At 66.3% G+C, this 23,502-nt stretch carries 16 protein-coding genes; 12 read left to right on the plus strand and 4 right to left on the minus strand.

The genetic code is table 11. The features are described 5' to 3' along the window. The first annotated feature begins 51 nt into the window (after positions 1-51). Positions 52-489, plus strand: a complete 438-nt coding sequence (locus H9654_RS14325; RefSeq protein ID WP_191771461.1) for a hypothetical protein — start codon at positions 52-54, stop codon at positions 487-489. 147 nt (positions 490-636) lie between these two features. Here the strand turns inward: H9654_RS14325 and H9654_RS14330 are convergent, their stop codons facing one another. From H9654_RS14330 to H9654_RS14340, 3 genes are read right to left on the minus strand one after another with little or no spacing between them, the layout of a single operon-like run. After that, a complete protein-coding gene (locus H9654_RS14330; protein ID WP_191771464.1) occupies positions 637-2,322 on the minus strand; it encodes a pseudouridine synthase in 1,686 nt (561 codons plus the stop codon). Further along, the gene (scpB, locus tag H9654_RS14335; RefSeq protein ID WP_191771466.1) at positions 2,315-3,223 is read right to left on the minus strand and encodes an SMC-Scp complex subunit ScpB; all 909 of its coding nucleotides are present in this window, start codon (positions 3,221-3,223) and stop codon (positions 2,315-2,317) included. The genes H9654_RS14330 and scpB overlap by 8 nt, the downstream gene beginning before the upstream one ends. A 13-nt stretch (positions 3,224-3,236) precedes the next feature. After that, positions 3,237-4,142: a segregation and condensation protein A gene (locus H9654_RS14340; RefSeq protein ID WP_042615192.1), complete on the minus strand. Its 906-nt coding sequence runs from the start codon at positions 4,140-4,142 to the stop codon at positions 3,237-3,239. Between the two features lie 369 nt (positions 4,143-4,511). Here H9654_RS14340 and H9654_RS14345 point away from each other — a divergent pair, with 369 nt between their 5' ends. The 10 genes from H9654_RS14345 (at position 4,512) to H9654_RS14390 (ending at position 18,455) form a co-directional block, all read left to right on the plus strand. Next, positions 4,512-4,811, plus strand: a complete 300-nt coding sequence (locus H9654_RS14345; protein WP_042615191.1) for a YciI family protein — start codon at positions 4,512-4,514, stop codon at positions 4,809-4,811. After that, a complete protein-coding gene (locus H9654_RS14350; RefSeq protein WP_318241147.1) occupies positions 4,808-5,086 on the plus strand; it encodes a BolA family protein in 279 nt (92 codons plus the stop codon). Before H9654_RS14345 ends, H9654_RS14350 begins: the two co-directional genes overlap by 4 nt. A 147-nt stretch (positions 5,087-5,233) precedes the next feature. Beyond that, positions 5,234-6,298 carry a LacI family DNA-binding transcriptional regulator gene (locus H9654_RS14355; protein WP_042615189.1) on the plus strand — a complete coding sequence of 355 codons (1,065 nt, stop codon included), beginning with the start codon at positions 5,234-5,236 and terminating at the stop codon, positions 6,296-6,298. A 76-nt stretch (positions 6,299-6,374) separates the two neighbouring features. Beyond that, positions 6,375-9,437: a TonB-dependent receptor gene (locus H9654_RS14360; RefSeq protein ID WP_191771468.1), complete on the plus strand. Its 3,063-nt coding sequence runs from the start codon at positions 6,375-6,377 to the stop codon at positions 9,435-9,437. 237 nt (positions 9,438-9,674) lie between these two features. Then, complete coding sequence (locus H9654_RS14365; RefSeq protein WP_191771470.1) at positions 9,675-11,279, plus strand: glucoamylase family protein; 1,605 nt, start codon at positions 9,675-9,677, stop codon at positions 11,277-11,279. Between the two features lie 40 nt (positions 11,280-11,319). Beyond that, positions 11,320-12,618, plus strand: coding sequence for a sugar ABC transporter substrate-binding protein (locus H9654_RS14370; protein ID WP_406833483.1), 1,299 nt, complete (start codon positions 11,320-11,322; stop codon positions 12,616-12,618). Next, positions 12,615-13,496, plus strand: a complete 882-nt coding sequence (locus H9654_RS14375) for a carbohydrate ABC transporter permease (protein WP_057506835.1) — start codon at positions 12,615-12,617, stop codon at positions 13,494-13,496. The genes H9654_RS14370 and H9654_RS14375 overlap by 4 nt, the downstream gene beginning before the upstream one ends. Beyond that, positions 13,493-14,329, plus strand: coding sequence for a carbohydrate ABC transporter permease (locus tag H9654_RS14380; RefSeq protein WP_042615044.1), 837 nt, complete (start codon positions 13,493-13,495; stop codon positions 14,327-14,329). The genes H9654_RS14375 and H9654_RS14380 overlap by 4 nt, the downstream gene beginning before the upstream one ends. Continuing rightward, positions 14,326-17,493, plus strand: coding sequence for a discoidin domain-containing protein (locus H9654_RS14385; RefSeq protein WP_191771474.1), 3,168 nt, complete (start codon positions 14,326-14,328; stop codon positions 17,491-17,493). The genes H9654_RS14380 and H9654_RS14385 overlap by 4 nt, the downstream gene beginning before the upstream one ends. A 47-nt stretch (positions 17,494-17,540) precedes the next feature. After that, positions 17,541-18,455, plus strand: a complete 915-nt coding sequence (locus tag H9654_RS14390; RefSeq protein WP_406833481.1) for an endonuclease/exonuclease/phosphatase family protein — start codon at positions 17,541-17,543, stop codon at positions 18,453-18,455. A 162-nt stretch (positions 18,456-18,617) separates the two neighbouring features. Here the strand turns inward: H9654_RS14390 and H9654_RS14395 are convergent, their stop codons facing one another. Continuing rightward, positions 18,618-22,088, minus strand: coding sequence for an Rne/Rng family ribonuclease (locus H9654_RS14395; protein ID WP_191771478.1), 3,471 nt, complete (start codon positions 22,086-22,088; stop codon positions 18,618-18,620). Positions 22,089-22,495: 407 nt separating this feature from the next. On the opposite strand from H9654_RS14395, the gene H9654_RS14400 reads away from it, so the two are divergent. Beyond that, positions 22,496-23,470, plus strand: coding sequence for an RluA family pseudouridine synthase (locus H9654_RS14400; RefSeq protein ID WP_101098496.1), 975 nt, complete (start codon positions 22,496-22,498; stop codon positions 23,468-23,470). Positions 23,471-23,502: the final 32 nt, after the last annotated feature.

A 23,502-nucleotide genomic window follows, 5' to 3' on the forward strand; every position in this document is an offset into this window, starting at 1 on the left:
GGCCGCGCGCTGCTAGATTCGGCGCATCACGCAATCCGGAGTATCCCCACGATGAAGAACACTGTTTCCCTGATGGCTGTGCTGTTGGCGTCGGCGCTTGTCGCTCCGGCTGCGCAGGCGGCCGGCAACATCGAATGCAACCTGCGCTATGACCTGTCCGGCTGGTCGGTCTTCTACAAGACTGCCTCCGGCAATGGGACGATCACCTGCGACAACGGCGCGTCGATGGCGGTCAAGCTGAAGGTGAAGGGCGGCGGCCTGACCGTGGGCAAATCGAAGATCGTCGGCGGGACCGGGCGTTTCAGCGGCGCGTACTCGGCCAATGACCTGTTCGGCACGTATGCAGCAGTAAGTGCACATGCCGGCGCGATCCGCTCAAGTGGCGCGGCGGCGATGACCAAGGGCGATATCTCGCTGGCGTTGGCCGGTACCGGCAAGGGCTGGGACCTGGGGATCGACGGTACGGCGTTCACCATCGAACGGCGCTGAGCGGGGAGGTGTAGGTGACGACCTTGGTCGTCACTACGGAAAAGCGTGACGACCAACGGTCGTCACCCACCAGCAATCTAAGTCGTCACCCCATCCAACAAAAAACCCGGCCGAAGCCGGGTTTTTTTGTTGCATCAGGGGCCGGGATCAGCCGCCGCGCGGGCCACCGCGACCGCGGTTGCCACCCGGGCCGCCCGGACCCCGATTGCCACCGGGACCACCCGGACCGCGGTTGCCACCGGGACCACCCGGACCGCGATTGCCGCCTGGGCCACCGGCCGAACGGTTGCCGCCCGGGCCGCGATTGCCGTTGGCCGGACGCGGGGTGCTGCCGTACGGGCTGAAGCCCGGGTTGGCGTGGTCGGACGGGAACGACGGTGCGTTGCCCGGATGACCATACGGATGCTTGTTGCCCTGGCCGCCCTGGCCCTGGCCACCGCGGTTGCCACCGGCGCCCGGCGACTTCGGCTTGGCGTAACCGCCACGGCCGCCTTCACCCTGGCCCTGGCCGTAACCGCCGCCCTGGCCGGGACCGCGTGCGCCGGGGCCGCGAGCGCCCGGACCACCCGGACCACGTGCGCCGGGGCCGCCGGGGCCACGTGCGCCCGGGCCGCGCGCGGCGCCGGGACCGGCGTTGCGATGACCACTCGGACCGGTGCTGACGCCGTCCGGTACGTACCAGCTGCGGAACGCCGCCGGATTGCCTTCCGGCAGGCCACGGTCATTCTTCTGCGGGCGTGCCTTGAACGGACGCTGCGACTGCTTGGCCGCGGCTTCACCGCTGACCGTCAGGCCACCCTTGAAACCGCCGCCGCCCTTGCCACCGCGACCGCGGCCGCGCTCTTCGCGGACGTTGTCGAAGCGACGCAGCTCGCGGCCTTCATCGGCGGTGTTGTGGCCGTTGACATAGGCCGTGCCACGGCCGCCATCGCGGCCCATGCGCACGGTGGTCTTGGCCGCGCGACGCTGGCCGATCACCGGCTGCAGGGTCAGCGCGGACGGTGCGCCTTCTTCCAGGTTCAACTTGGCGCGCAGCGCTTCGACCTGGGCGGTCGGCAGTTCCACCGAATGGCCACGGGTGAGTTCGCGCGGCAGGGTGACGGTGCCGTAGCGGGTACGCTTCAGGCGGCTGACCTGGCAGCCCTGCGATTCCCACAGGCGACGGACTTCGCGGTTGCGGCCTTCCTTCACCACCACGCGGAACCAGTCATGCGAATCGGTGCCGCCAATGCGCTCGACTTCATCGAACTTGGCCGGGCCGTCTTCCAGCGCGACGCCACGCTGCAGGCGCAGGATGGTGTTGTCGTCGACCTTTTCCTGGCCTTCCGGGGCGCGCACGCGCACCACGTATTCGCGTTCGACTTCGAAGGACGGGTGCATCATCGCGTTGGCGAGTTCACCGTCGGTGGTGGCCAGCAGCAGGCCGGTGGTGTTGATGTCCAGGCGGCCGACGGCGATCCAGCGCGCGCCCTTCAGCGCCGGCAGCGACTCGAACACGGTCGGGCGGCCTTCGGGATCTTCGCGGGTGGTCACTTCGCCTTCCGGCTTGTTGTAGACCAGTACGCGCGAGGGTTCGGCCAGGGCGGTGGCGACGAAGCCACGGCCGTCCAGCTCGATGCGGTCGCCGCTGCGCACCGACATGCCGGTCTGCGCGACTTCACCGTTGACCTTGACCAGGCCCTCGGCGATGCGCTGCTCCAGCGCCCGGCGCGAACCGAGCCCGGCCTGTGCCAGCACCTTGTGCAGGCGTTCTTCCAGCTTGAACTGTTCGGAGGTGGCTTCGCGCTTCAGCGACAGCTTGTTCAACGACAGCTTGCGGGGGGTATCACTCATTAACTTTGGCTCCGGCCGGCGTTTGGTCGTCGGCCTCTGGTTCGGAATCGGCTAGGTCAACAGCCACGGTCGTCTTCGCGACGGCGTTGTCTTCGCTCTCGTTCACTGGCGCCGCGCGCGTGCCCGGCGCGGTGTCGGGGTGCCCGTTGTCGCTGGGCGAAGGTGCTTGCTCATCAGGGTCTACCGCGACGGGCGCGGCAGGGGATCGGGGTGCGGCATCGGCGCCTGCGGCGGCCGGGATGCCTGCTTCATCGGTGCCACCGGCGGCCGGGGCATCGTCATCATTGGCTGCTGCGTCCGGGCTGGCGGCCGCGGCGGGCTGCGGCGCATCGGGCTGGCCATCCGGACCCAGCGGCAGCTGCGGTTCCAGTTCAGCCAGGTCTTTCAGCTCGGACAGCGGCGGCAGTTCATCCAGACGCTTGAGGCCGAAATAATCCAGGAAACCCTTGGTGGTGCCGAACAGTGCCGGCCTGCCGGGCACGTCGCGGTGGCCGATCACCCGGATCCACTCACGTTCTTCCAGGGCCTGGATGATGTTGCTGCTCACCGCCACGCCACGTACCTGTTCGATCTCGCCACGGGTGATCGGCTGCCGGTAGGCGATCAGCGCCAGGGTTTCCAGCGTGGCGCGGGTGTAGCGCGTCTTGCGCTCGGTCCACAGCCGGCTGATATGCCCATGCACTTCGGCTGTGACCTGGTAACGGAAGCCGGAGGCCACCTCCACCAGTTCCACGCCACGCTCGCTGCAGGCCTCGCGCAGGGTTTCCAACGCGCGTTCCACGCTGCCTGCCGGCGCCGGCTCGTCTTCCGGGAACAGCTCCTTGAGCTGCACCAGGGTCAGCGGCTGCGGCGATGCCAGCAGTGCGCCTTCGACGATTCGGTTGATCAGCGGTTGATCCATCGGCAATTCGCGCTCACTCGGTCGGGTTGGCTGCGTCGTTGTCATCGAATTCGCTGCTGAAAGACAGCGGCTCATTGGTGTTTCCCGCCGCCAGCGACTTGACGTAGATCGCCGCCAGCGGGGCTTCCTGCACGATATCCAGCAGCTGTTCCTTGGCCAGTTCCAGCATTGCCAGGAAGGTGACCAGTACGCCGAGCTTTCCTTCTTCGGCGGTGAACAGCGATTCGAAACGGTAGAACACGCCTTCTTCCATGCGGCCCAGCAGGTCGCCCATGCGCTGGCGGACACTCAGGGCCTCGCGCTTGATCGCGTGCCCGGTGAACAGCTCGGCGCGCTTGAGCACGTCGTGCAGGGCCACCAGCATTTCCTTCAGTTCCACCGGCGGCGGCAGGCGGATCGCCGCGCGGTCGGGGACGAAGGCATGCACCACGGTGGTGTCGCGGTCCTGCCGGGGCAGGCTGTCGATATCCTCGGCGGCCTGCTTGAAACGTTCGTACTCCTGCAGCCGGCGGACCAGTTCGGCGCGAGGATCGGCTTCATCACCGTCCTCGCTGACCGGCCGCGGCAGCAGCATCCGCGACTTCACTTCGGCCAGGATCGCGGCCATCACCAGGTATTCGGCGGCGAGCTCGAAACGCAGTTCGCGCATCACCGTGATGTATTCCACGTACTGCCGGGTGATCTCGGCGACGGGAATGTCCAGGACATCCAGGTTCTGGCGGCGGATCAGGTACAGCAACAGGTCCAGCGGTCCCTCGAAGGCGTCGAGGATGACTTCCAGTGCATCCGGTGGGATGTACAGGTCCTGCGGGATCTGCAGGACCGGTTGTCCATGCACCACGGCCAGCGGCATCTCCTGCTGCTGTGGGGTGGGCGGCCGGATTGACGGGGTCGCGTCTAGCGCGGTTTCAGAGGTCATCAAAGGACATCAGGATTGCAACGGACCGGTCGCGGCACCGGCCATTCCCTTCAGGCAACTGCCTGACAGGCCATGGCGGAAACCAGGACACGCCGGAATCGGCGCGATTCCACACATCAATAAAGCAGGACGCACCGCACTGGCGGCAGCGACGAAACTACGGGGAGGTCGTCTACGCGGTCTGGTCGGGGGCAGCGGTTCGATCATCGGTGGCCTGCGGGGCCATGGGACCGACGGGACGCTGCGTCCAGTCACGTGCAATGCAAACAGGTTACGGCTTTGCAGTGCCGGTGTCCAGTCAGGCGCAGCGCAGGCCCGGGCAGCCGCTAGAATCAGCGCCAGTTCCCGCAGGACAACAGGAGACAATCGATGTGGTACGTAATTGAAGGCTATGACGGCCAGGACGTGCTCGCGGCCCGGATCGCGGCCCGCCCGACCCACCTGGCACGGCTGCAGGCGCTGCAGGAGCAGGGCAGGTTGCTGCTGGCCGGACCGTGCCCGGCGATCGACAGCGAGGATCCGGGTCCGGCGGGTTTCAGCGGCAGCGTGGTGATCGCCGGGTTCGATTCGCTGGCCGCCGCCCGCGAGTGGGCCGATGCCGACCCGTACGTGGCGGCCGGTGTCTACGTGCGCACCGAGGTGCGTCCGTTCCGCAAGGTGCTGCCGTGAGCAATGCGGAGCGGATCGAACGAATTCGTGATGCGCTGCAGCATTCGCTGGCCCCCGTGCAGTTGCAGATAGAAGACGACAGCCACCGTCATGCCGGGCATGCGGGGGCGCGCGACGGGCGCGGCCATTTCAACGTCAGGGTGGTCAGCGAGGCGTTCGCCGGTTTGGGTCAGTTGGCCCGACATCGCGCCATTTACGCCGCACTTGGCGACATGATGCAGACCGATATCCATGCGCTGTCGATCCAGGCACAGACCCCGGCCGAGGCTGGCTGACCCGGTGTCCCCTCCTGTCCTGTGACGTCCCGGGGACGTCCCGCCACGGACAGCGGGCGGACGCCCCACGACCTATAGGACTAACGAAGTGTTTACATCGGACATTGGAAACGCTTACATTCCGCGCCAAGCCGTAAGGCTGGAGTCGTGGAGGGCGACTTTGTGAACAAGGCAGCGATCACCATCAAGGATGTTGCGCGGGAAGCCAAGGTCTCCGTGGCCACGGTTTCGCGCGCGCTCAATGGACACGAAAATGTCGCCGAGCCGGTTCGCCAGCTGGTGCTGGAGGTGGCTGCGCGCCTGCGCTACACCCCGCACGCCGCCGCCCGCAGCCTGAGCAGCCGGCGCACCAATACCGTCGGGGTGGTGCTGCCTGATCTGTATGGCGAGTTCTTCTCCGAACTGATGCGCGGCATCGACCAGATCGCCCGCATCCGCCGCCAGCACCTGCTGGTGTCCAGTTACCACGGTGACCAGGAACAGCAGGGCGCTGCCCTGCGGGCCATGCGCGGCCGCGTCGACGGCCTGCTGGTGCTGTCCCCGTATGCGGAAAGCCCGGGTTTCCTGACCGACAACCTGCCGCAGTCGCTGCCCACGGTACTGATCAATACCTATCTGCCCGACCAGGACCATCCTGTGTTGAGCATCGATGACCACGCCGGTGCGGTGGCGATGACCCGCCACCTGCTCGACGTCGGCCACCGCCGCATTGCCTTCATTTCAGGCCCGGACTCCAACTACGATGCGCGCGAACGCCTGCGGGGCTTCCGCGATGCGCTGGCTGCCTTTGGCAGCGATGCGCAGGGCATCGAGCTGCCCGGCGATTTCGACGAAGCTTCCGGCCATCGCGCCGGTCAGGAGTTGCTGGCAGCTGGAACGCTGCCCGATGCGGTATTCGCGGCCAACGACATGATGGCGCTGGGCTGTCTGTATGCGTTTGCCCAGGCCGGACTGAAGGTTCCCGATGACGTGGCCCTGGCCGGTTTCGATGACATTCCGCTGGCCCGTTTCGTTCACCCGTCGTTGACGACGATGCAGGTGAGTATCGCCGAACTCGGTGACATGGCGATGACGCGCCTGATGCAGTTGATGGATTCAAAAAGCACGGAAGGCGCGGGTGACAAGCAGACGCTTGTGCCGAAGCTGATCGTGCGTGATTCAAGCAAGAGTGTTGCCCGCAGGACCCAAACCCACACGCCATCCGGCCGTTGAAGCCAGAGGCGATTCCATTTTTTGTTTGACATGAAAGGGGCGGCCATCGCGGTCGCCACCACCCCCGGAGATTTTCATGACGCAGTTCAATCACCATCGTCGGATGCCGGCTCGCCGTCTGTTGACGTGCGCCCTGGTCAGCTGCCTGGCCATCGCTGCAGCACCGGACGTGATGGCCCAGTCGGCCAACGCGAGCCTGCGCGGCAACGTCGCTTCGGCCCAGGCCGGCAGCGAAGTGGTCGCCACCAACGTCGCCACCGGTTCGGTGCGACGTTCCACCGTGCGCGCCGATGGCAGCTATTCGCTGCAGGGCCTCGACCCGGGCACCTACAACGTGGTGGCCAATGGCCAGACCCAGAAGGTCACTGTGACCGTGGCTTCGGCCGCCACGCTGAACTTCTCCGGTGAAGCCGCCGCCCCGGCCGCTGCCGGCGATGCCAAGAACCTGGACACCGTCACTGTCGTCGCTCCGACCCTGCTGCAGGAAGTGCGTACGTCGGAAGTTGGCAAGACCGTCAGCCTGCAGCAGATCCAGACCACGCCGCAGGTGTCGCGCAACTTCCTGGAGTTCGCCGATGCCGTGCCGGGCCTGATCTTCACCCGTGACGCCAAGGGCAACACCTCGCTGCGCGGCGGTGCGACCAACGCCGACGGCACCAACGTGTACATCGACGGCGTGGGCCAGAAGAGCTACGTCAAGGGCGGCGGCGTGGCCGGCCAGTCCGGCAGCGCCGGCAACCCGTTCCCGCAGCTGGCGATCGGCGAATACAAGGTCATCAGCGGCAACTACAAGGCCGAGTACGGCCAGGTCTCCAGCGCCGCGGTGACTGCGGCGACCAAGTCCGGTACCAACGAGTTCAAGGGTGAAACCTTCTACCGTTACACCAACGAAGACATGCGTGCCAAGACCCCGGCCGAGCGCCAGGCCGGCCAGGACAAGATGGCCTCGGCCGAGAAGGAATACGGCTTCGCGCTCGGCGGTCCGATCATCCAGGACAAGGCGCACTTCTTCGTGACCTACGAAGCCAAGCGCTTCGACCTGCCGGTCACCATCGCACCGGACGGCGCGGTCGGCGGTGCGGCCAGCCTGCTGCCGGCCGATGCCGCCGCCGGCCTCGGCCCGGCCAGCCAGCCGTTCGAGCAGGACCTGATCTTCGCCAAGATCGACTTCGAGCCGACCGACAACGATCGCATCGAGCTGACCTTCCAGGACCGCGACGAGACCCAGCAGCAGTTCAGCGGCCAGACCGCACCGGAAGCGGGCCGTGAAGTGGTCAACACCGACCGTCGTTACGCCCTGCGCTGGAACCACAGCGGCGAGCGTTACTACAACGAAGTGCTGCTCACCCACGAAGATTCGTTCAACAACCCGACCCCGCTGACCCTGGCCAACGGCATCACCTACACCGCACCGGACGGCACCGAAGACCGCACCGTGGTGAAGGTCGGTGGCGCCTCGGCACTGGATTCGCAGGTGAAGGGCCAGAAGGGCTGGTCGATCGAAGACAACCTGACGCTGGACGGCCTGCAGTGGGCCGGCGACCACACCGTCAAGATGGGCGTGAAGTACAAGGAAATCGACCTGTACGCATCCGATGCGGCGCAGATCAACCCGACCTTCACCTACAGCCTGGGCGATGCGGACTTCCCCGATTCCATTCCGTACAAGGCGCAGTTCGTCAAGCCGGTGACCGGCGTGTCGGGCGTGTCCGGCGAAGTGCGCTCCAAGTCCAAGCAGATCGGCCTGTTCATCCAGGACGACTGGCAGGTCAACGACCACCTGCAGCTCAACCTCGGCCTGCGTTGGGACTACGAAAAGACCCCGTCCTACCTGGACTTCGTGACGCCGCGGGAAGTGGTCGACGCCATCTACTCGCAGGATCCGCGCGCTGCCGCTGGCCAGACCTACGCCGATTCGCTGGCGCTGGGCGGGCTGGACATCAGCGATTACATCAGCACCGGCAAGAACCGCAAGGCGTTCAAGGATGCCTGGCAGCCGCGCCTGGGCTTCTCGTATGACATCAACGCCGACGAGCAGCACGTGATCCACGGTGGTGCGGGCCGTTCCTACGATCGCGACCTGTTCGACAACCTGCAGCTGGAAACCACCAAGCTGGCCCTGCCGCAGCCGACCATCTACTTCCGCAACCCGGCCACCGGCAGCTGCATCAACGGCCAGGCCGCCTGCTATGACTGGAACCCGAACCTGCTCAACGGCATCGGCAACCTGCAGACGCTGGTCGGTTCGACCAGCAATGCCGGTCTGGAAGTGGACCTGCTGAACAACAACCTCAAGGCCCCGTACTCCGATCAGTTCAGCCTGGGCATGAGCAACCAGGTCGGTGAATGGCTGACCGATGCCACCATCGCCCGCACCCTGAGCTATGACGGCTTCGCCTTCACCCTGGGCAACCGCTACCCGACCGGCCAGTTCTTCGATGACCCGCAGCTGTGCGGCGGTTCCGCGCCGGGCCTGAGCCAGGCCTGGAGCTGCAACGTGCCGGGCTTCGGCAGCCTGATCATCGGCCAGCAGGGCATCAAGACCCGTGCGACCCAGGTCCTGCTGTCGGCGCAGAAGCCGTTCACCAAGGAAAGCGGCTGGGGCACCTCGGTCGCCTACACCTGGACCACCGCGCGCCACAACCGCGACATCAACGAGAAGTACGCCTTCGACCGCGGCCTGATCGAGGATTACCCGACCATCCGCTCCAACGGCGCACCGCGCCACCGCCTGGTGGTCACCGGTTCGTATGCGGGCTTCTGGGGCATCACCTTCGGCGGCAAGGTCACCCTGGCCACGCCGACCGCGGTGAACGACTGGTACAACGTGCTGCAGGCCAGCGGTTACAACCTGCCGACGCCGGGAGCCGCAGTGCCCAACGGCAACGGCAAGTTCCTGCTGGGTGGCAAGATCTTCGGCTACCGTTCGGTCGATCTGCAGGCGACGAAGACGTTCAAGATGGCGCACGACACCGAGCTGTACGCTCGCATCGACATCATCAACGTGTTCAACTTCGACAACTTCTCCACCTACAACTACACCAAGCCCGATGGCAAGCTGCTGGCCAGCTACAACGAGACCGGCGAAATCATCGGTACGCCGCGCCAGGTGAAGGCGGAGGTCGGCTTCCGGTTCTGATCCGGAACGCCTGATGCACGACGCGGTACCGCCTCCGGGCGGTACCGTGGGAAGCAATGGCGGGTCTTCGGACCCGTCCATTGCCCAGCCCACTGCCCTGGAGGGGGCAGTGGGCTGGGCAATGACCGTCGGCGTCGAACCACTACGGTGGTTTTTTTTCGAGACGCGTTTGTAAACGATTTCAGGTCATTGGACGTTATGCTCTCCATTCTTGAACAGCACAAAAGGAAGGGGCCGATGCGGGTTAGCCACCTGTTGACCATCGCCGCGATCACCTTGGCCGCCGCCGGCTGCAAGCCGCAGGCCGCGCCCGAGCCGGCCAAGCCGGCCCCGCAGGTGATCCTGGTCGAAGCCGACCTGCCGCCGCGTCCGATGAAGCCGGATCTGCCGCCGCTGTTCGACGACATCGAACGCCGCACCTTCCAGTTTTTCTGGGACACCAGCAATGAGATCAACGGACTGACCCCGGACCGCTATCCCTCGCGGCCGTTTGCCAGCATCGCCTCGGTCGGCTTTGCGCTGACCGCTTATCCGATCGGCATCGAGAACGGGTGGGTCAGCCGCAACCAGGCGGTGGATCGCACCCTGACCACGCTGCGTTTCCTGCGCGATGTGCCGATGGGCCCGCAGCGCACCGGCAAGGGCGGTTACAAGGGCTTCTATTACCACTTCCTGGACATGCAGGAAGGCCACCGCTACGACAGCTGGGTGGAACTGTCTTCGGTGGATACCGCGCTGCTGATGATGGGCGTGCTGTTCGCGCAGTCGTACTATGACGGCGGCGATTCGCGCGAGAAGGAAATCCGGGACATCGCCGAAACCCTGTACAAGCGCGTGGACTGGCCGTGGCTGCAGGAGCGTTCGCCGCTGATCTCGATGGGCTGGTTCCCGGAAAGCGGCACCATCGAACACGACTGGATGGGCTACAACGAGGCGATGATCGTCTACATCCTGGCGCTCGGTTCGCCGACTCATCCGGTCAGCCCGGATGCCTGGACGGTATGGACGCGTACCTACGACAACGACTGGGGCGTCTACCAGGGCCAGGAATACCTGTCCTTCGGCCCGCTGTTCGGCCATCAGTACAGCCATGTCTGGATCGACTTCCGCGATATCCAGGACGCCTACATGCGCGAACGCGGCAGCACGTATTTCCTCAACAGCCGTTCGGCTGCGCTGGCCCAGCGCGAGTATGCGATCAGCAACCCGATGAACTGGAAGGAATACGGCCAGAACGTCTGGGGCCTGACCGCCAGCGACGGGCCGCAGAACACCACCCAGGAATACCGTGGCGAGCAGCGCCAGTTCCGCCATTACTCTTCGCGCGGCGCCGGCCTTCGCGAGAATTTCGACGACGGCACCATCGCCCCGACCGCGGCCATTTCCTCCATCGTGTTCGCCCCGGAAGAAGTGATCCCGGCGACGCAGGAGATGCACAAGCGCTTCGGTGATTACATCTATTCCAGCTACGGCTTCCTGGATTCGTTCAACCCGAGTTTCAACTACGACATCCCGATCAAGACCGGGCGCATGGTGCCTGATCGCGGCTGGGTGGCGAGTGACTACATCGGCATCGACCAGGGCCCGATCCTGACCATGATCGCCAACTACCGCAATGATTTCGTGTGGGAGGTGATGAAGAAGAACCCGCACATCCGCAAGGGGCTGGAGCGCGCTGGTTTCAGTGGCGGCTGGCTGACCCCGGAAGGCGAGCAGCAGCCGCTGCAGCTGGAAAAAGACGAGAAGGCCGCCGACGCACGCGCGGTCGGCATTGCAGAATCACGCGCCGCCGCGGCACAGGAACAGAAGAATGCATCGCGCAACAACAACCCGGGCAAGTAAGCCTGCGCTGGCAACGAAGAAGAAGTCCCCGGGCCGTCGCCTGCGCTGGGTCGCCGCGCTGGTGGCCGGCCTGGTGCTGGCGGGCTGCGCGCGCAAGGAAGAGGGCACCACGGTGCGCTTCTGGGCGATGGGACGCGAGGCCGAAGTGGTGGCCGAGCTGATCCATGAGTTCGAGGCCGAGAATCCCGGCATCCGCGTGGACGTGCAGAACATCCCGTGGACGGCCGCGCACGAAAAGCTGCTGACCGCGTTCGCCGCAGACGGGCTGCCCGATGTCTGCCAGCTCGGTAATACGTGGATCCCGGAGTTCGCCGAGCTTAATACGCTGGAGCCGCTGCAGCCGTACATCGACCGCTCCACGGTGGTCGAGCCTGCCGATTATTTCCCGGGCATCTGGGACACCAACGTGATCCACGGTGAAGTGGTCGGCGTGCCGTGGTACGTCGATACCCGCCTGCTGTATTACCGCAAGGACCTGCTGGCGCAGGCCGGCCACGATGCGCCGCCGCGCACCTGGGCCGAGTTCGAACAGCAGATGGCCGACATCAAGAAGATGCAGGGCCCGAACCGCTACGCGGTGCTGATGCCGATCAACGAATTCGAGCAGCAGTTGTCCTTTGCCCTGCAGCAGCCGGACCCGCTGCTGCGCGATGACGATACCCGCGGCAATTTCCGCAGCCCCGGTTTCCGCAGGACGCTGGGTTTCTACGCCAACATGTTTGAGAAGGGCTGGGCGCCGAAGATGTCCGAAACCCAGATCTCCAACGTCTGGGATGAGTTCTTCCGGGGCTTCAATGTCTTCTACATTTCCGGCCCCTGGAACATCCGCGAGTTCAAGAAGCTGGAGCCGAAGGAACTGGCCGGCAAGTGGGGCACCGCCGCACTGCCCGGGCCGGATGGCCCCGGTGCCGGCATCGCCGGCGGCACCAGCCTGGTGATCTTCCGCAAGGCGCAGCAGAAGGAAGCGTCGTGGAAGCTGATCGAGTTCCTGTCGCGCCCGGAGATCCAGCAACGCTTCCATTCCATCATCGGCGACCTGCCGCCGCGTCGCAGCACCTGGCAGGCCCCGTCGCTGGCGGGTGATCCGCTGGCGGCTGCGTTCCGTGACCAGCTCGAGCGCGTCAAGCCGACCCCGAAGGTACTGGAATGGGAGCGCATCGTGCAGGAAATGCGCATCGTCACCGAAAAGGTGGTGCGTGGTGGGCAGGCGCAGGATGCGGCCGTGACCGAGCTGGACGACCGTGTGGACAAGGTACTGGCCAAGCGTCGCTGGATGCATGAGCAGGCCACCGGACAACCGGGCGATGCTGCGCCTGCGGCCACGGGAGGCCAGCCATGAACCGTTCTTCGCTTGCCGGCTGGATCTTCGCTGCCCCGGCGGTGATCGTGCTGGGCGTGTTCTTCGGCCTGCCGGTGGCCTCGGCGCTGGCGCTCAGCGTGACCGACTTCGACCTGTATTCGCTGGCCGACGGCGCCAACCTGCGCTTTGTCGGACTGGGCAACTACATCGACCTGCTGCAGACCCCGATGTTCTGGAAGTCGCTGTGGAACACCACCTACTTCGTGGTGATCGGCGTGCCGCTGTCCATCGCGGTGTCGCTGGGTGCGGCGATCCTGCTCAATGCGCCGGCGGCCCGCTTCAAGGCCCTGTTCCGTACCGCGCTGTTCGCCCCGGTGGTGACCACGCTGGTGGCGGTGGCGGTGATCTGGCGCTACCTGTTCCACACCAGCTATGGCCTGGTGAACTACGGGCTGGGGCACATCGGCATCAGCCCGATCGACTGGCTGGGCGATCCGGACTGGGCCATGCCGACGATCATGCTGTTCGCGGTGTGGAAGAACTTCGGCTACAACATGGTGATCTTCCTGGCTGGCCTGCAGGCGATCCCGCATGACCTGTACGAGGCCGCGCGCATCGACGGCGCATCGCGCTGGAAGCAGTTCCTGCACATCACCCTGCCGATGCTCGGCCCGGTGCTGCTGGTGGTCGGGGTGATCACCGTGTCCGGCTACTTCCAGCTGTTCGCCGAACCCTACGTGATGACCCGCGGCGACCCGCTGCAGAGCACCGTGAGCGTGCTGTACTTCATGTTCGAAGAAGGCTTCAAGTGGTGGAACCTCGGCCGGGCATCGGCGGTGGCGTTCCTGTTGTTCCTGATCATCCTGGCGGTGACCTCGGTGATGCTGCGCTTCGGGCGCAAAAGGCAGATGGTATGAGTCGCGAAATCGGCCAGTCACGCTGGCACGGATGGTGGATCAACGGTGGGTTGCTGGTGCTGGCGCTGGTCAGCCTGGCGCCGCTGTTGTGGATGGTGTCGGTGTCGGTGATGCCGGCCGGCGAGGCCACCACGTTCCCGCCGCCGCTGACGCCCTCGCACGTCACCTTCGCCAACTACCACGAGCTGTTCGCGCGGACCGGCATGGGCGTCAACTTCGCCAACAGCCTGCTGGTGTCGGTGGCGATCACGCTGGGTTCGCTGCTGCTCAACACGATGGCCGGCTATGCCTTCGCCAAGCTGCGCTTCGTCGGGCGTGACCGCCTGTTCCAGGTACTGATGGCCGCGCTGGTGATCCCGGCGCAGGTGGCGATGCTGCCGCTGTTCCTGCTGATGAAGCAGCTGGGCCTGGTCAACAGCTTCGGCGGGGTGATCGTGCCGGCGCTGGCCACCGTGTTCGGTATCTTCCTGGTGCGCCAGTACGCGCGCTCCATCCCGGACGAACTGCTGGAAGCGGCGCGCATGGACGGGGCAGGGGAGATGCGGATCTTCTTCCAGATCGTGCTGCCGATGCTCAAGCCGGTGCTGGTCACCCTGTCCATCTTCACCTTCATGGGCGCGTGGAACGACTTCATGTGGCCGCTGATCGTGCTGACCGACCAGGAGCACTACACCCTGCCGGTGGCGCTTGCCACGCTGTCACGCGAACACATCATGGACGTTGAGATGATGATGGCCGGCGCGGTGGTCACGGTGATCCCGGTGCTGGCATTGTTCCTGCTGCTGCAGCGCTATTACATTCAAGGTCTCATGTTGGGGAGTGTCAAAGGGTGAACCGGAAAATCATCGCTGGCCTGGCGTTGTTGTGGTCCTGCGTGGCAGTTGCTGCCCCGCCTCCTGCCGCACCTGCACCGAAGGTCATCGATGATTTCGACGACATGGGCCAGTGGACACTGGTGCTGTCCGACCAGGTCAGCGGCTCGCTGCGCAACGTCGCCGGTGCCGGCGGCGGCCGCGCGATGTGCCTGGATTACGACTTCCACGAGGTATCCGGCTATGTCGGCGTGCGTCGCGCGCTGAGCATCGACTACCCGGCCAACTACCGCTTTGGGTTCCAGCTGCGCGGTGACTCGCCGTCCAATGACCTGCAGTTCAAGTTGATCGATGCCAGCGGCGACAACGTGTGGTGGGTCAACCGCCCCGGCTACGCATTCCCCAAGGCCTGGACGCCGGTGGAGTTCCGCAAGCGCCACATCGACAAGGCCTGGGGCCCGTCGCCGGAGAAGGAACTCAAGCGCAGCGCGTCGATGGAGTTCACGATATACAGCAAGGTTGGCGGGCGCGGCACGGTCTGCTTCGACAAGCTGACCCTGCAGGGCCTGCCCGCGCAGGATGATTCGCCGCTGCACCCGGACGTGCTGGCCGACACGGCCACCGCGCTGCAGGACCGCATGATCGACGGCAAGTCCGATACGTTCTGGGTCAGCGGCGGGGTCAAGCAACAGACCATCAGCCTGGACCTGGGCAAACCGCGCGAAGTGGGCGGGGCGGTGATCGACTGGCTGCCCGGCCTGGAGGCCACGCGTTATACCGTACGCGCCTCGCAGGATGGGCGCGACTGGCGCACCGTGCGCGAGGTCACTGCCGGCAGTGGCGGCCGTGACTGGCTGGCACTGCCGGAGACCGATGCGCGCTATCTGCGCTTCGACCTGCAGGGTGGCCCCAACTGGCGCTATGGCATCCGCGATATCGCGCTGAAGCCGCTGGCGTTCGCCGCCACCCCGAATGCGTTTCTTTCTTCGGTGGCGGCCGACCTGCCACGCGGTTCGCTGCCGCGTGCGTACGTAGGCGAGCAGCCGAGCTGGACCCTGCTGGGCCTGGATGGCGGCCGCGAGCAGGCGCTGATCAGCGAAGACGGCGCGCTGGAAATGGCGCGTGGCAGCTTCAGCGTGGAGCCGTTCCTGAAGCTGGACGGAAAGCTGGTCAGCTGGGCCGATGTCAGCCCGATCCAGTCGCTGCAGGACAGTTACCTGCCGATCGCCAGCGTGGACTGGCAGCACGACAAGGCGTCGCTGTCGGTGACCGGATTCGTGCAGGGCAGCCCGGAAAAATCCCAGCTGGTGGCCCGTTACTCACTGAAGAATCCGGACAAGGTCGCCCACGAGTACACCCTGGCGCTGGCGATCCGCCCGTGGCAGGTCAATCCGCCGACCCAGTTCCTCAATACCGTCGGGGGCTTCAGCCGTATCGACAGCCTGGACATGGAAGAAGGGCTGGTGAAGGTCAACGGCGAGCCGCGGCTGTATCCGGTGCAGGCGCCGGACGCGCGCTTCGCCACCCCGTTCGATGGCAAGCTGGAGGTGATGCACTTGGCTGGCGGCGCGCTGCCGACCACCACCTCGGTGAAGGATCCCACCGGCATGGCCTCCGGTGCGCTGCTGTATACGTTCAAGCTGGAACCGGGACAGAGCCGCGAAGTGGCGCTGGTGCTGCCGCAAATGGGCAGTTTCAACCCGCGCGGTTTCGATGCCGGCAAGGCGCAGGCGCAGGTCGCGGCGATGTGGCGGCAGAAGCTGGACGGCCTGCAGCTGCAGTTGCCGCGCGAAGGCCAGCCGCTGGCCGACACGCTGCGCACGGCGCTGGCGCACATGCTGATTTCCCGCGTGGGCGCACGCCTGCAGCCCGGCACGCGCTCCTACGGGCGCAGCTGGATACGCGATGGCGCGATGATTTCCGAGGGCCTGCTGCGCATGGGCCGCAGCGATGCGGTGCGCGACTACGTGCAGTGGTATGCCCCGTTCCAGTTCGACAACGGCAAGGTGCCCTGCTGCGTGGATGACCGCGGCAGTGACCCGGTGCCGGAGAACGACAGCCACGGCGAGCTGATCTACAACATCGCCGAATACTGGCGCTACACCGGCGACGATGCATTCCTGGAGGCGATGTGGCCGCATGTGGTCGGCGCCTTCCACTACATGGAACGCCTGCGCGCCAGCGAGCGCACCGAAGAGAACCGCGCGCGCAACCCGGCCTTCTACGGGATGATGCCGGCCTCGATCAGCCACGAAGGCTATTCGGCCAAGCCGATGCATTCGTACTGGGACAACTTCTGGGCGCTGCGTGGTTACAAGGACGCCGGGATCATCGCCGAGCGCCTGCAGAAGATGGAAGTGCTGGCGATCACCGGCGCGCGCGATGAGTTCCGCGCCGACCTGCAGGCATCGCTGTATGCGGCGATGGACCAGCACCACATCGACTTCCTGCCGGGATCGGCGGAGCTGGGCGACTTCGATGCGACCTCCACGACCATCGCACTGGCGCCGGGCGGTGAGCAGGGGCGGCTGCCGCAACCGCAACTGGACAACACCTTCCAGCGTTACTGGACCGAGTTCGTGGCACGCCGCGACGGCAAGCGCGAGTGGAAGGATTACACCCCCTACGAATGGCGCAACGTCGCTGCGTTCGTGCGCCTGGGCTGGCGTGACCGCGCCTGGCAGGCGACCGAATTCTTCTTCAAGGACCGCTCGCCGCAGGCCTGGAACCAGTGGGCCGAAGTGGTATCGCGCACGCCGCGCAAGCCGTTCTTCGTCGGCGACCTGCCGCATGCCTGGGTGGCGTCGGATTTCGTGCGCTCGGCACTGGACATGTTTGCCTACAACCGCGACGTGGACCAGTCGCTGGTGCTTGCCGCCGGCGTGCCGGTGCGTTGGTTCGAGGGGCAGGGCGTCGCGGTGAAGGGCCTGCGCACGCCGCAGGGCCAGCTGGATTACCGGCTGCAGCGCAGCGACAAGCGACTGGTGCTGGAGGTCGCAGCCGGCGTACTGCCACCGGCCGGCGGCCTGGTGCTGCCTTGGCCGTATCCGGGCGAGCCCGGCGCGACCACGATCAATGGCGAGCCGGTGGAATGGATTGGCGGTGAACTGCACGTGCACCAGGTGCCGGCGAAGATCGAGATCGAGGTCCCGGCCGCCGTGCGCCGGGCCGAACGCAAGGGGTGAGCAGCATGCGGGTGAGGGGCGGGAAGTGCGCGCGCGGTGTCGTGCGGATGATGCTTGGCTGTGCCGTGGGTGCGGCGTTGCTGTTGCCCGGTGGGGGCATGGCGGCGGATCTGCGGTCGGGTGCAGCGGTCGCGGCAACGACCGGCGCTTCGCCGGGGATGACGCGCGAAGCGGGCATGAGCATGGTGACCTTCAACCTGCACCATGATCGCGAGGACTGGCCGGAGCGGCGCAAGACCATCCTGGCCGAGCTGCAGCGGCTGCAGCCGGACGCGATCGCGCTGCAGGAAGTGATCCAGAAGCGCAACGTGCGCAACCAGGCCGAGTGGCTGGCGAACCGGCTGGGCTATTCGTACCTGTTCGTTTCGACCGATCCGGCCGGGGCGGGCAAACGCTATGGCAATGCGCTGCTGACCCGCCGGCCGGTCCTCGCTCGCGGCCAGCACCTGCTGCAGCCGCTGGGCGACTACCGCACGGTGGGCCACCTGCGCATCGAAGTGGATGGGAGGCCGATCAATGTCTACGCCACCCATCTCAACGAGCGTTCCGATGAGCTGGGCATCCAGACCCGGCGGGCGCAGGTAGAGGACCTGCTGCGCTTCATCAGCAGCACCTCGGCCGGCGCGCCGGTGGTGATCGCAGGCGACTTCAACGCGATGGTCGATGCAGGGGATCTGAGCGAGCTGCGCAGTCATTACGGAGACAGCTACGGCAGCGTGCACGTCAACAATGACCTGAGTGGCGTCAGCACCCTCAACCGTCATTATTTCAAGGCGCCGTCGCGCATCGACCATATCTTCTTCCAGCAGGACGAGCTGCTGGCGCGTGAGGCGAAGATTCTGTTCGACCAGCCCGACGCGGGCGGCCGCTGGGCGTCGGACCATTACGGTGTATGGACGCGCCTGCAGTTCGCGCCGGATACGGCGGCGGAGCAGCGCCAAGGCGCCGCCGCCGGGCACTGACGGCCGCTGGCCGTCAACCTCTGCTCTGGTGGGTGACCAGCGTTGGTCGTCACGCCCTTGCCGTTGCACTCGCCGAGCATGGCTCGGCGCTAGCGGTCAGCCACCAGGCACAAAAAAACAGCGGCCCGAAGGCCGCTGTTTCGTTTTCACCACGGCAGCGGATCAGCCCTGCGGCAGGTTGCCCGGCTTGGCCTTGTCTTCCTCGGCATCCGTCTCGCTGGTCGCCGTTTCGGTGACCTTCGATGCGGCGGCCGGTTCCGGCTGGGCCACGACGGCGGCCTGGGCGGCGGCATCAGTGCCGCCGGCCAGGATCGCCGGCTCGGCGGCTTCCACCGCTTCGACCACTGCCGGTGCGGCGACCGCAGCCGGCAACGGAGCGGCAACCGGAGCCACGACCGGCTCAACCGCCGCCGATACGGTGGCGGCCGGGGCCTGCGGCGTAGCGGGTTCGATGGCGTCCAGCATGCTGGTCTGCACCGGGGCAGACGCAGCCGCCACCGGGGCCGGCTTCGACGCTTCGGCTTCGGCCGGGACGGCCTCGACCTTGGGCGCTGCCGGCGGCACGGGCTGCCAGGACGGTGCCTGCTCGACCGCTGCGACCGGGGCCGCCGCGGCGGGCGCTTCGGCCTTCGGCACTTCTGCCTGCACCGGAGTGGCGGCGTCGTGCTGCGGGCGGGCAACGTCGGCGCTGACGGCCGGCTTCACCGGTTCCACGTCGGCGACGGCTTCGGCGGGGGTGTCGATCCGGGGCGATGCCACGAATGCGGGCGCTGCTTCAATCTTCGGCGCCTCGACCTTCGGTGCTTCCACCTTGGGCGCTTCTGCCTTCGGTGCTTCAACCACAGGAGCCCGCTCGGCAGTCACTGCGCTGGCCGCGGCCGGCACGATGGCGGCGGTCGCCAGCACCGCGGCTGCACGCTTCTCGCGCTCGATCGGAGCCGGGGCATCGCCTTCGTCGTCGAAGTCGAACTCCGGCTGCGGACGGCTCGAGGCCGGCTGGCGCTTTTCGGTGTCACCCACTTCAGAGGGAACCGAAACCGCGGTCGCGTCCTGCTCTTCGGCGTCGTTCTCGTCTTCGTCGGAATCGTCATGACCCAGCGAATCCGATGCGGTGCCTTCTGCATTGCCACGACGACGACGACGACCACCGCGACGACCGCGACGACGGCGCGAGCCGCCTTCACTGCTGCCGTCATCCGTGGCCGGCGTTTCGGTGCCTTCGGCGCCTTCAACACTGACCGCGCTGGGTTCTTCGACGTCGGTGTCGGCAACCGGCATGCGTGCCGTGGCCGGTGCTGCCTCGGTTGCCTGCGGTGTTGCCGGCGATGCCGCGGTCGCGGTGTGGCTGTCGACCTCTTCGCCACGCAACTGCTGGTTGGCCAGGCGCGATGCGGCTTCGGCAGCGTCCAGGCCCATCGGCGTGATCGCCGCGACGGTTGCCGCGGCGGCAATGTCACTGCCGTCGCGCTGCGGCTTGTCGCCATCCTGCACACGCGGCTGGCGCGGCTGCTTCACCTTCGGCTGCTGCTGGCCCTGTGCCGGCGCCTGTCCCTGGGCCTGCTCGGTGCGTTCGCCGCGCTCATTGCGCTGCTTGCCACCCTGCTGGCCCTGTTCCTGGCGCTGCTTCGGCTGCTGCTGGCCATTGCCGTTGCCGCCCTGTGCATTGGCGGTGGCAGCGACCTGTGCGTTGCCGCCCTGTGCATTGCCCTGGCGGCGCTCACCACGCTCACCACGCTCACCGCGTTCCTTGCGGCCCTGGCCCTGTGCCTGCGAGGCGCCGTTGCCGGCGCTGCGGCTGTCGTCACGGCGGTCCTTGCGGTCCTTGCCGGTGCGATCCTTGCCGTTGCGGTCCTTGCGGCCATTATCACCGCCGTTGGCACGTGCGGCCGGTGCCGGTGCCGGTGCGACCGCCGGTTCACCACCGAAGATGCGCTTGAACCAACCGACCACGCCGCCGGTGGCAGCCGGAGCGGCGACCGGAGCGGCTACCGGGACCGGAGCCGGCTGCGGCGCGGCTTCTTCGCGGATCGGCGCTGGCGAGTTGTGCTGGACCTGGGTCACGGCCGGCGGCGGAATGTTCAGCTGGCCCTTGGTCAGGGCATGGACCGGCAGCTTGCGCGGGGTGCCGCGCTGGTAGCTCGGCTTGCCGCTTTCCTCGCCCAGCTCGTTTTCGCGCAGGCGGGTCACGGTGTAATGCGGGGTGTGCAGCTGCTCGTCGGCCACGATCACGATCGGGGCTTCGTGGCGCGCTTCGATTTCGCGCAGCGCGCTGCGCTTTTCGTTGAGCAGGTAGTTGGCGATCTCGACCGGGGCCTGGACCAGCACCTGCCCGGTGTTTTCCTTCATCGCATGCTCTTCGGCGACGCGGATGATCGAGAGCGACAGCGATTCCACGCTGCGCATGCGGCCGTGGCCGTCGCAATGCGGACAGACCAGCTGGCTGGATTCGCCCAGGCTCGGACGCAGGCGCTGGCGGCTCATTTCCAGCAGGCCGAAGCGCGAGATGCGGCCGACCTGCACGCGGGCGCGGTCGTACTTCAGCGCCTGGGCGAGGCGGTTCTCGACCTCACGCTGGTGCTTGTTGGAGGACATGTCGATGAAATCGATCACCACCAGGCCGCCGAGGTCGCGCAGGCGCAGCTGGCGGGCCGCTTCTTCTGCCGCTTCCAGGTTGGTCTGGAACGCGGTGTCCTCGATGTCGCTGCCCTTGGTGGCGCGCGAGGAGTTCACGTCGATGGCCGTCAGCGCTTCGGTCTGGTCGACCACGATCGAGCCGCCCGACGGCAGGCGCACGTTGCGCTCGTAGGCGCCTTCGATCTGCGACTCGATCTGGAAGCGGTTGAACAGCGGGATGTCATCGGTGTAGTGCTTGAGCTTGCGCAGGGTCTGCGGCATCACCTGCTGCATGAACTCGCGGGCGTGCTGGTACATCTCTTCGGTATCGACCAGGATCTCGCCGATGTCCGCGCGCAGGTAGTCGCGCAGGGCACGCACGATCAGCCGCGATTCCTGGTAGATCAGGAACGGGGCGGGCTTGCTCAGCGCCGCTTCGGCGATGGCGCGCCACACGTTCAGCAGGTAATCCAGGTCCCACTGCAGCTCTTCGGCATCGCGGCCGACGCCGGCGGTGCGGATGATCACGCCCATTTCGTCGGGAATGTTCAGCTTGTCCAGCGCGTCCTTCAGGGCGGCGCGGTCTTCGCCTTCGATCCGGCGCGAGACGCCACCGGCGCTCGGCGAGTTCGGCATCAGCACCATGTAGCGGCCGGCCAGCGAAATGAACGTGGTCAGGGCAGCGCCCTTGTTGCCGCGTTCATCCTTGTCGATCTGCACCACGATTTCCTGGCCTTCGCGCAGGAGCTCCTTGATGCCGGCCTTGTTGTGGTCCACGCCAGCCTGGAAGTAATCGCGGGAGATTTCCTTCAGCGGCAGGAAGCCATGGCGGCCACCGCCGTATTCGACGAAGGCGGCTTCCAGCGAGGGCTCGATGCGGAAAATCCGGCCCTTGTAGATGTTGGACTTCTTCTGTTCCTTGGCCGGCTGCTCGATGTCGATGTCATACAACGACTGGCCATCCACGATGGCTACACGCAGTTCTTCGGCCTGCGTGGCGTTGATCAGCATTCGCTTCATTGTTGCGTTCCTCGCAAGCGGCTACCGCGCGGAACGCCATGGAGTTTCGCCTCTGGATACGGCTGGCCGCCCATTCGCGCAGGCGCGGGGAGGGTGGCCCGGGTTTCCAGCGCTACGACACCACGGCAGGCCGCGGGAGCGCTCTTGTTATCTGGTTTTGGGTGTTACGGGACCGGCGGCAGCTGTCAGCCAAAACTGGAGCGCCACGCGGGACATGTTCAGCGCGACTGCGTGTCAGGCAATCGGCGATGGCCGGGAGCGCCGGTGAGCCGCTAACATGGCCGCCCCGGGGGCGGTGGTCGCGCGCTGTGCCGGATTCGTTGGAAGACAGGCTTCTGGCCCGGAGTAACTTCCAACGAAATCAATCCCTTATCTCGCCGCCCGAGTGTAACAGAATAAACAGGCTGATGACTGCTCAAGACCCCGCAAACCCCAACTCCGACAAGCCTTCCGTGCGCATGATCACCGTTCCCGACGACCGGGCGGGACAGCGGCTGGACAATTTCCTGCTCGGACAACTGAAAGGGGCACCGCGCAGCCTGGTCTACAAGCTGGTCCGCAGCGGTCAGGTGCGGGTGAACGGCGGCCGCGCCAAGGCCGAGCGCAAGCTGGAAGGCGGGGAGGTGATCCGCATTCCGCCGGTCCATCTCAGCGAGGAAGGCGACAGGACCGGTCCGCCGGAGTCGTTCATGCGCCGGCTGGAACAGGCCATCGTGTATGAAGACGAGCGCCTGCTGGCCCTGAACAAGCCGTCCGGGGTGGCCAGCCATGGCGGCAGCGGGATCAGCTTCGGCGCCATCGAAACCCTGCGGGCGCTGCGTCCGGGCAAGACGCTGGAGCTGGTCCACCGGTTGGACCGGGACACCTCCGGCCTGCTGATCGTGGCCAAGAAGCGCTCTGCGCTGAGCGAACTGCAGGCGCTGTTGCGCGAGGACCACGGCGCCGGCATCCGCAAGAAATACCTGACCCTGCTGGCCGGGCGAATGCCCGACGGCACCATGACGGTGGACGCGCCGCTGCACGTCGGCCTGCGCCAGGGCGGAGAGCGCCACGTACAGGTGAATGCGATCGGCAAGCCGTCGATCAGCCACTTCAAGGTACTGGAGCGCCGCGGTGGCCATTCCTACTGCGAGGTGCGGATCGAAACCGGGCGCACCCACCAGATCCGCGTGCACGCCCAGCATCTGGGGAATCCGGTGGCGGGTGACGACAAATACGGCGATCCTGTCGTCAACAAGCGCTTTCGTGAGCAGATCGGGCTGAAGCGACTGTTCCTGCATGCCGCCTCGCTGGAGTTCGCGCTGGACGCGGGCAAGACCCCCTACGTGTTGAACGCGCCACTGGCCGAGGAGCTGGTCGAGGCGCTGGATCGGCTGAAGTAGGTCGGCGAACGGCGGAGCCCCTCGCGGTGGGT

The sequence above is a fragment of the Stenotrophomonas lacuserhaii genome (assembly GCF_014836545.1).
GTDB classification, from domain to species: Bacteria; Pseudomonadota; Gammaproteobacteria; order Xanthomonadales; family Xanthomonadaceae; genus Stenotrophomonas; species Stenotrophomonas lacuserhaii.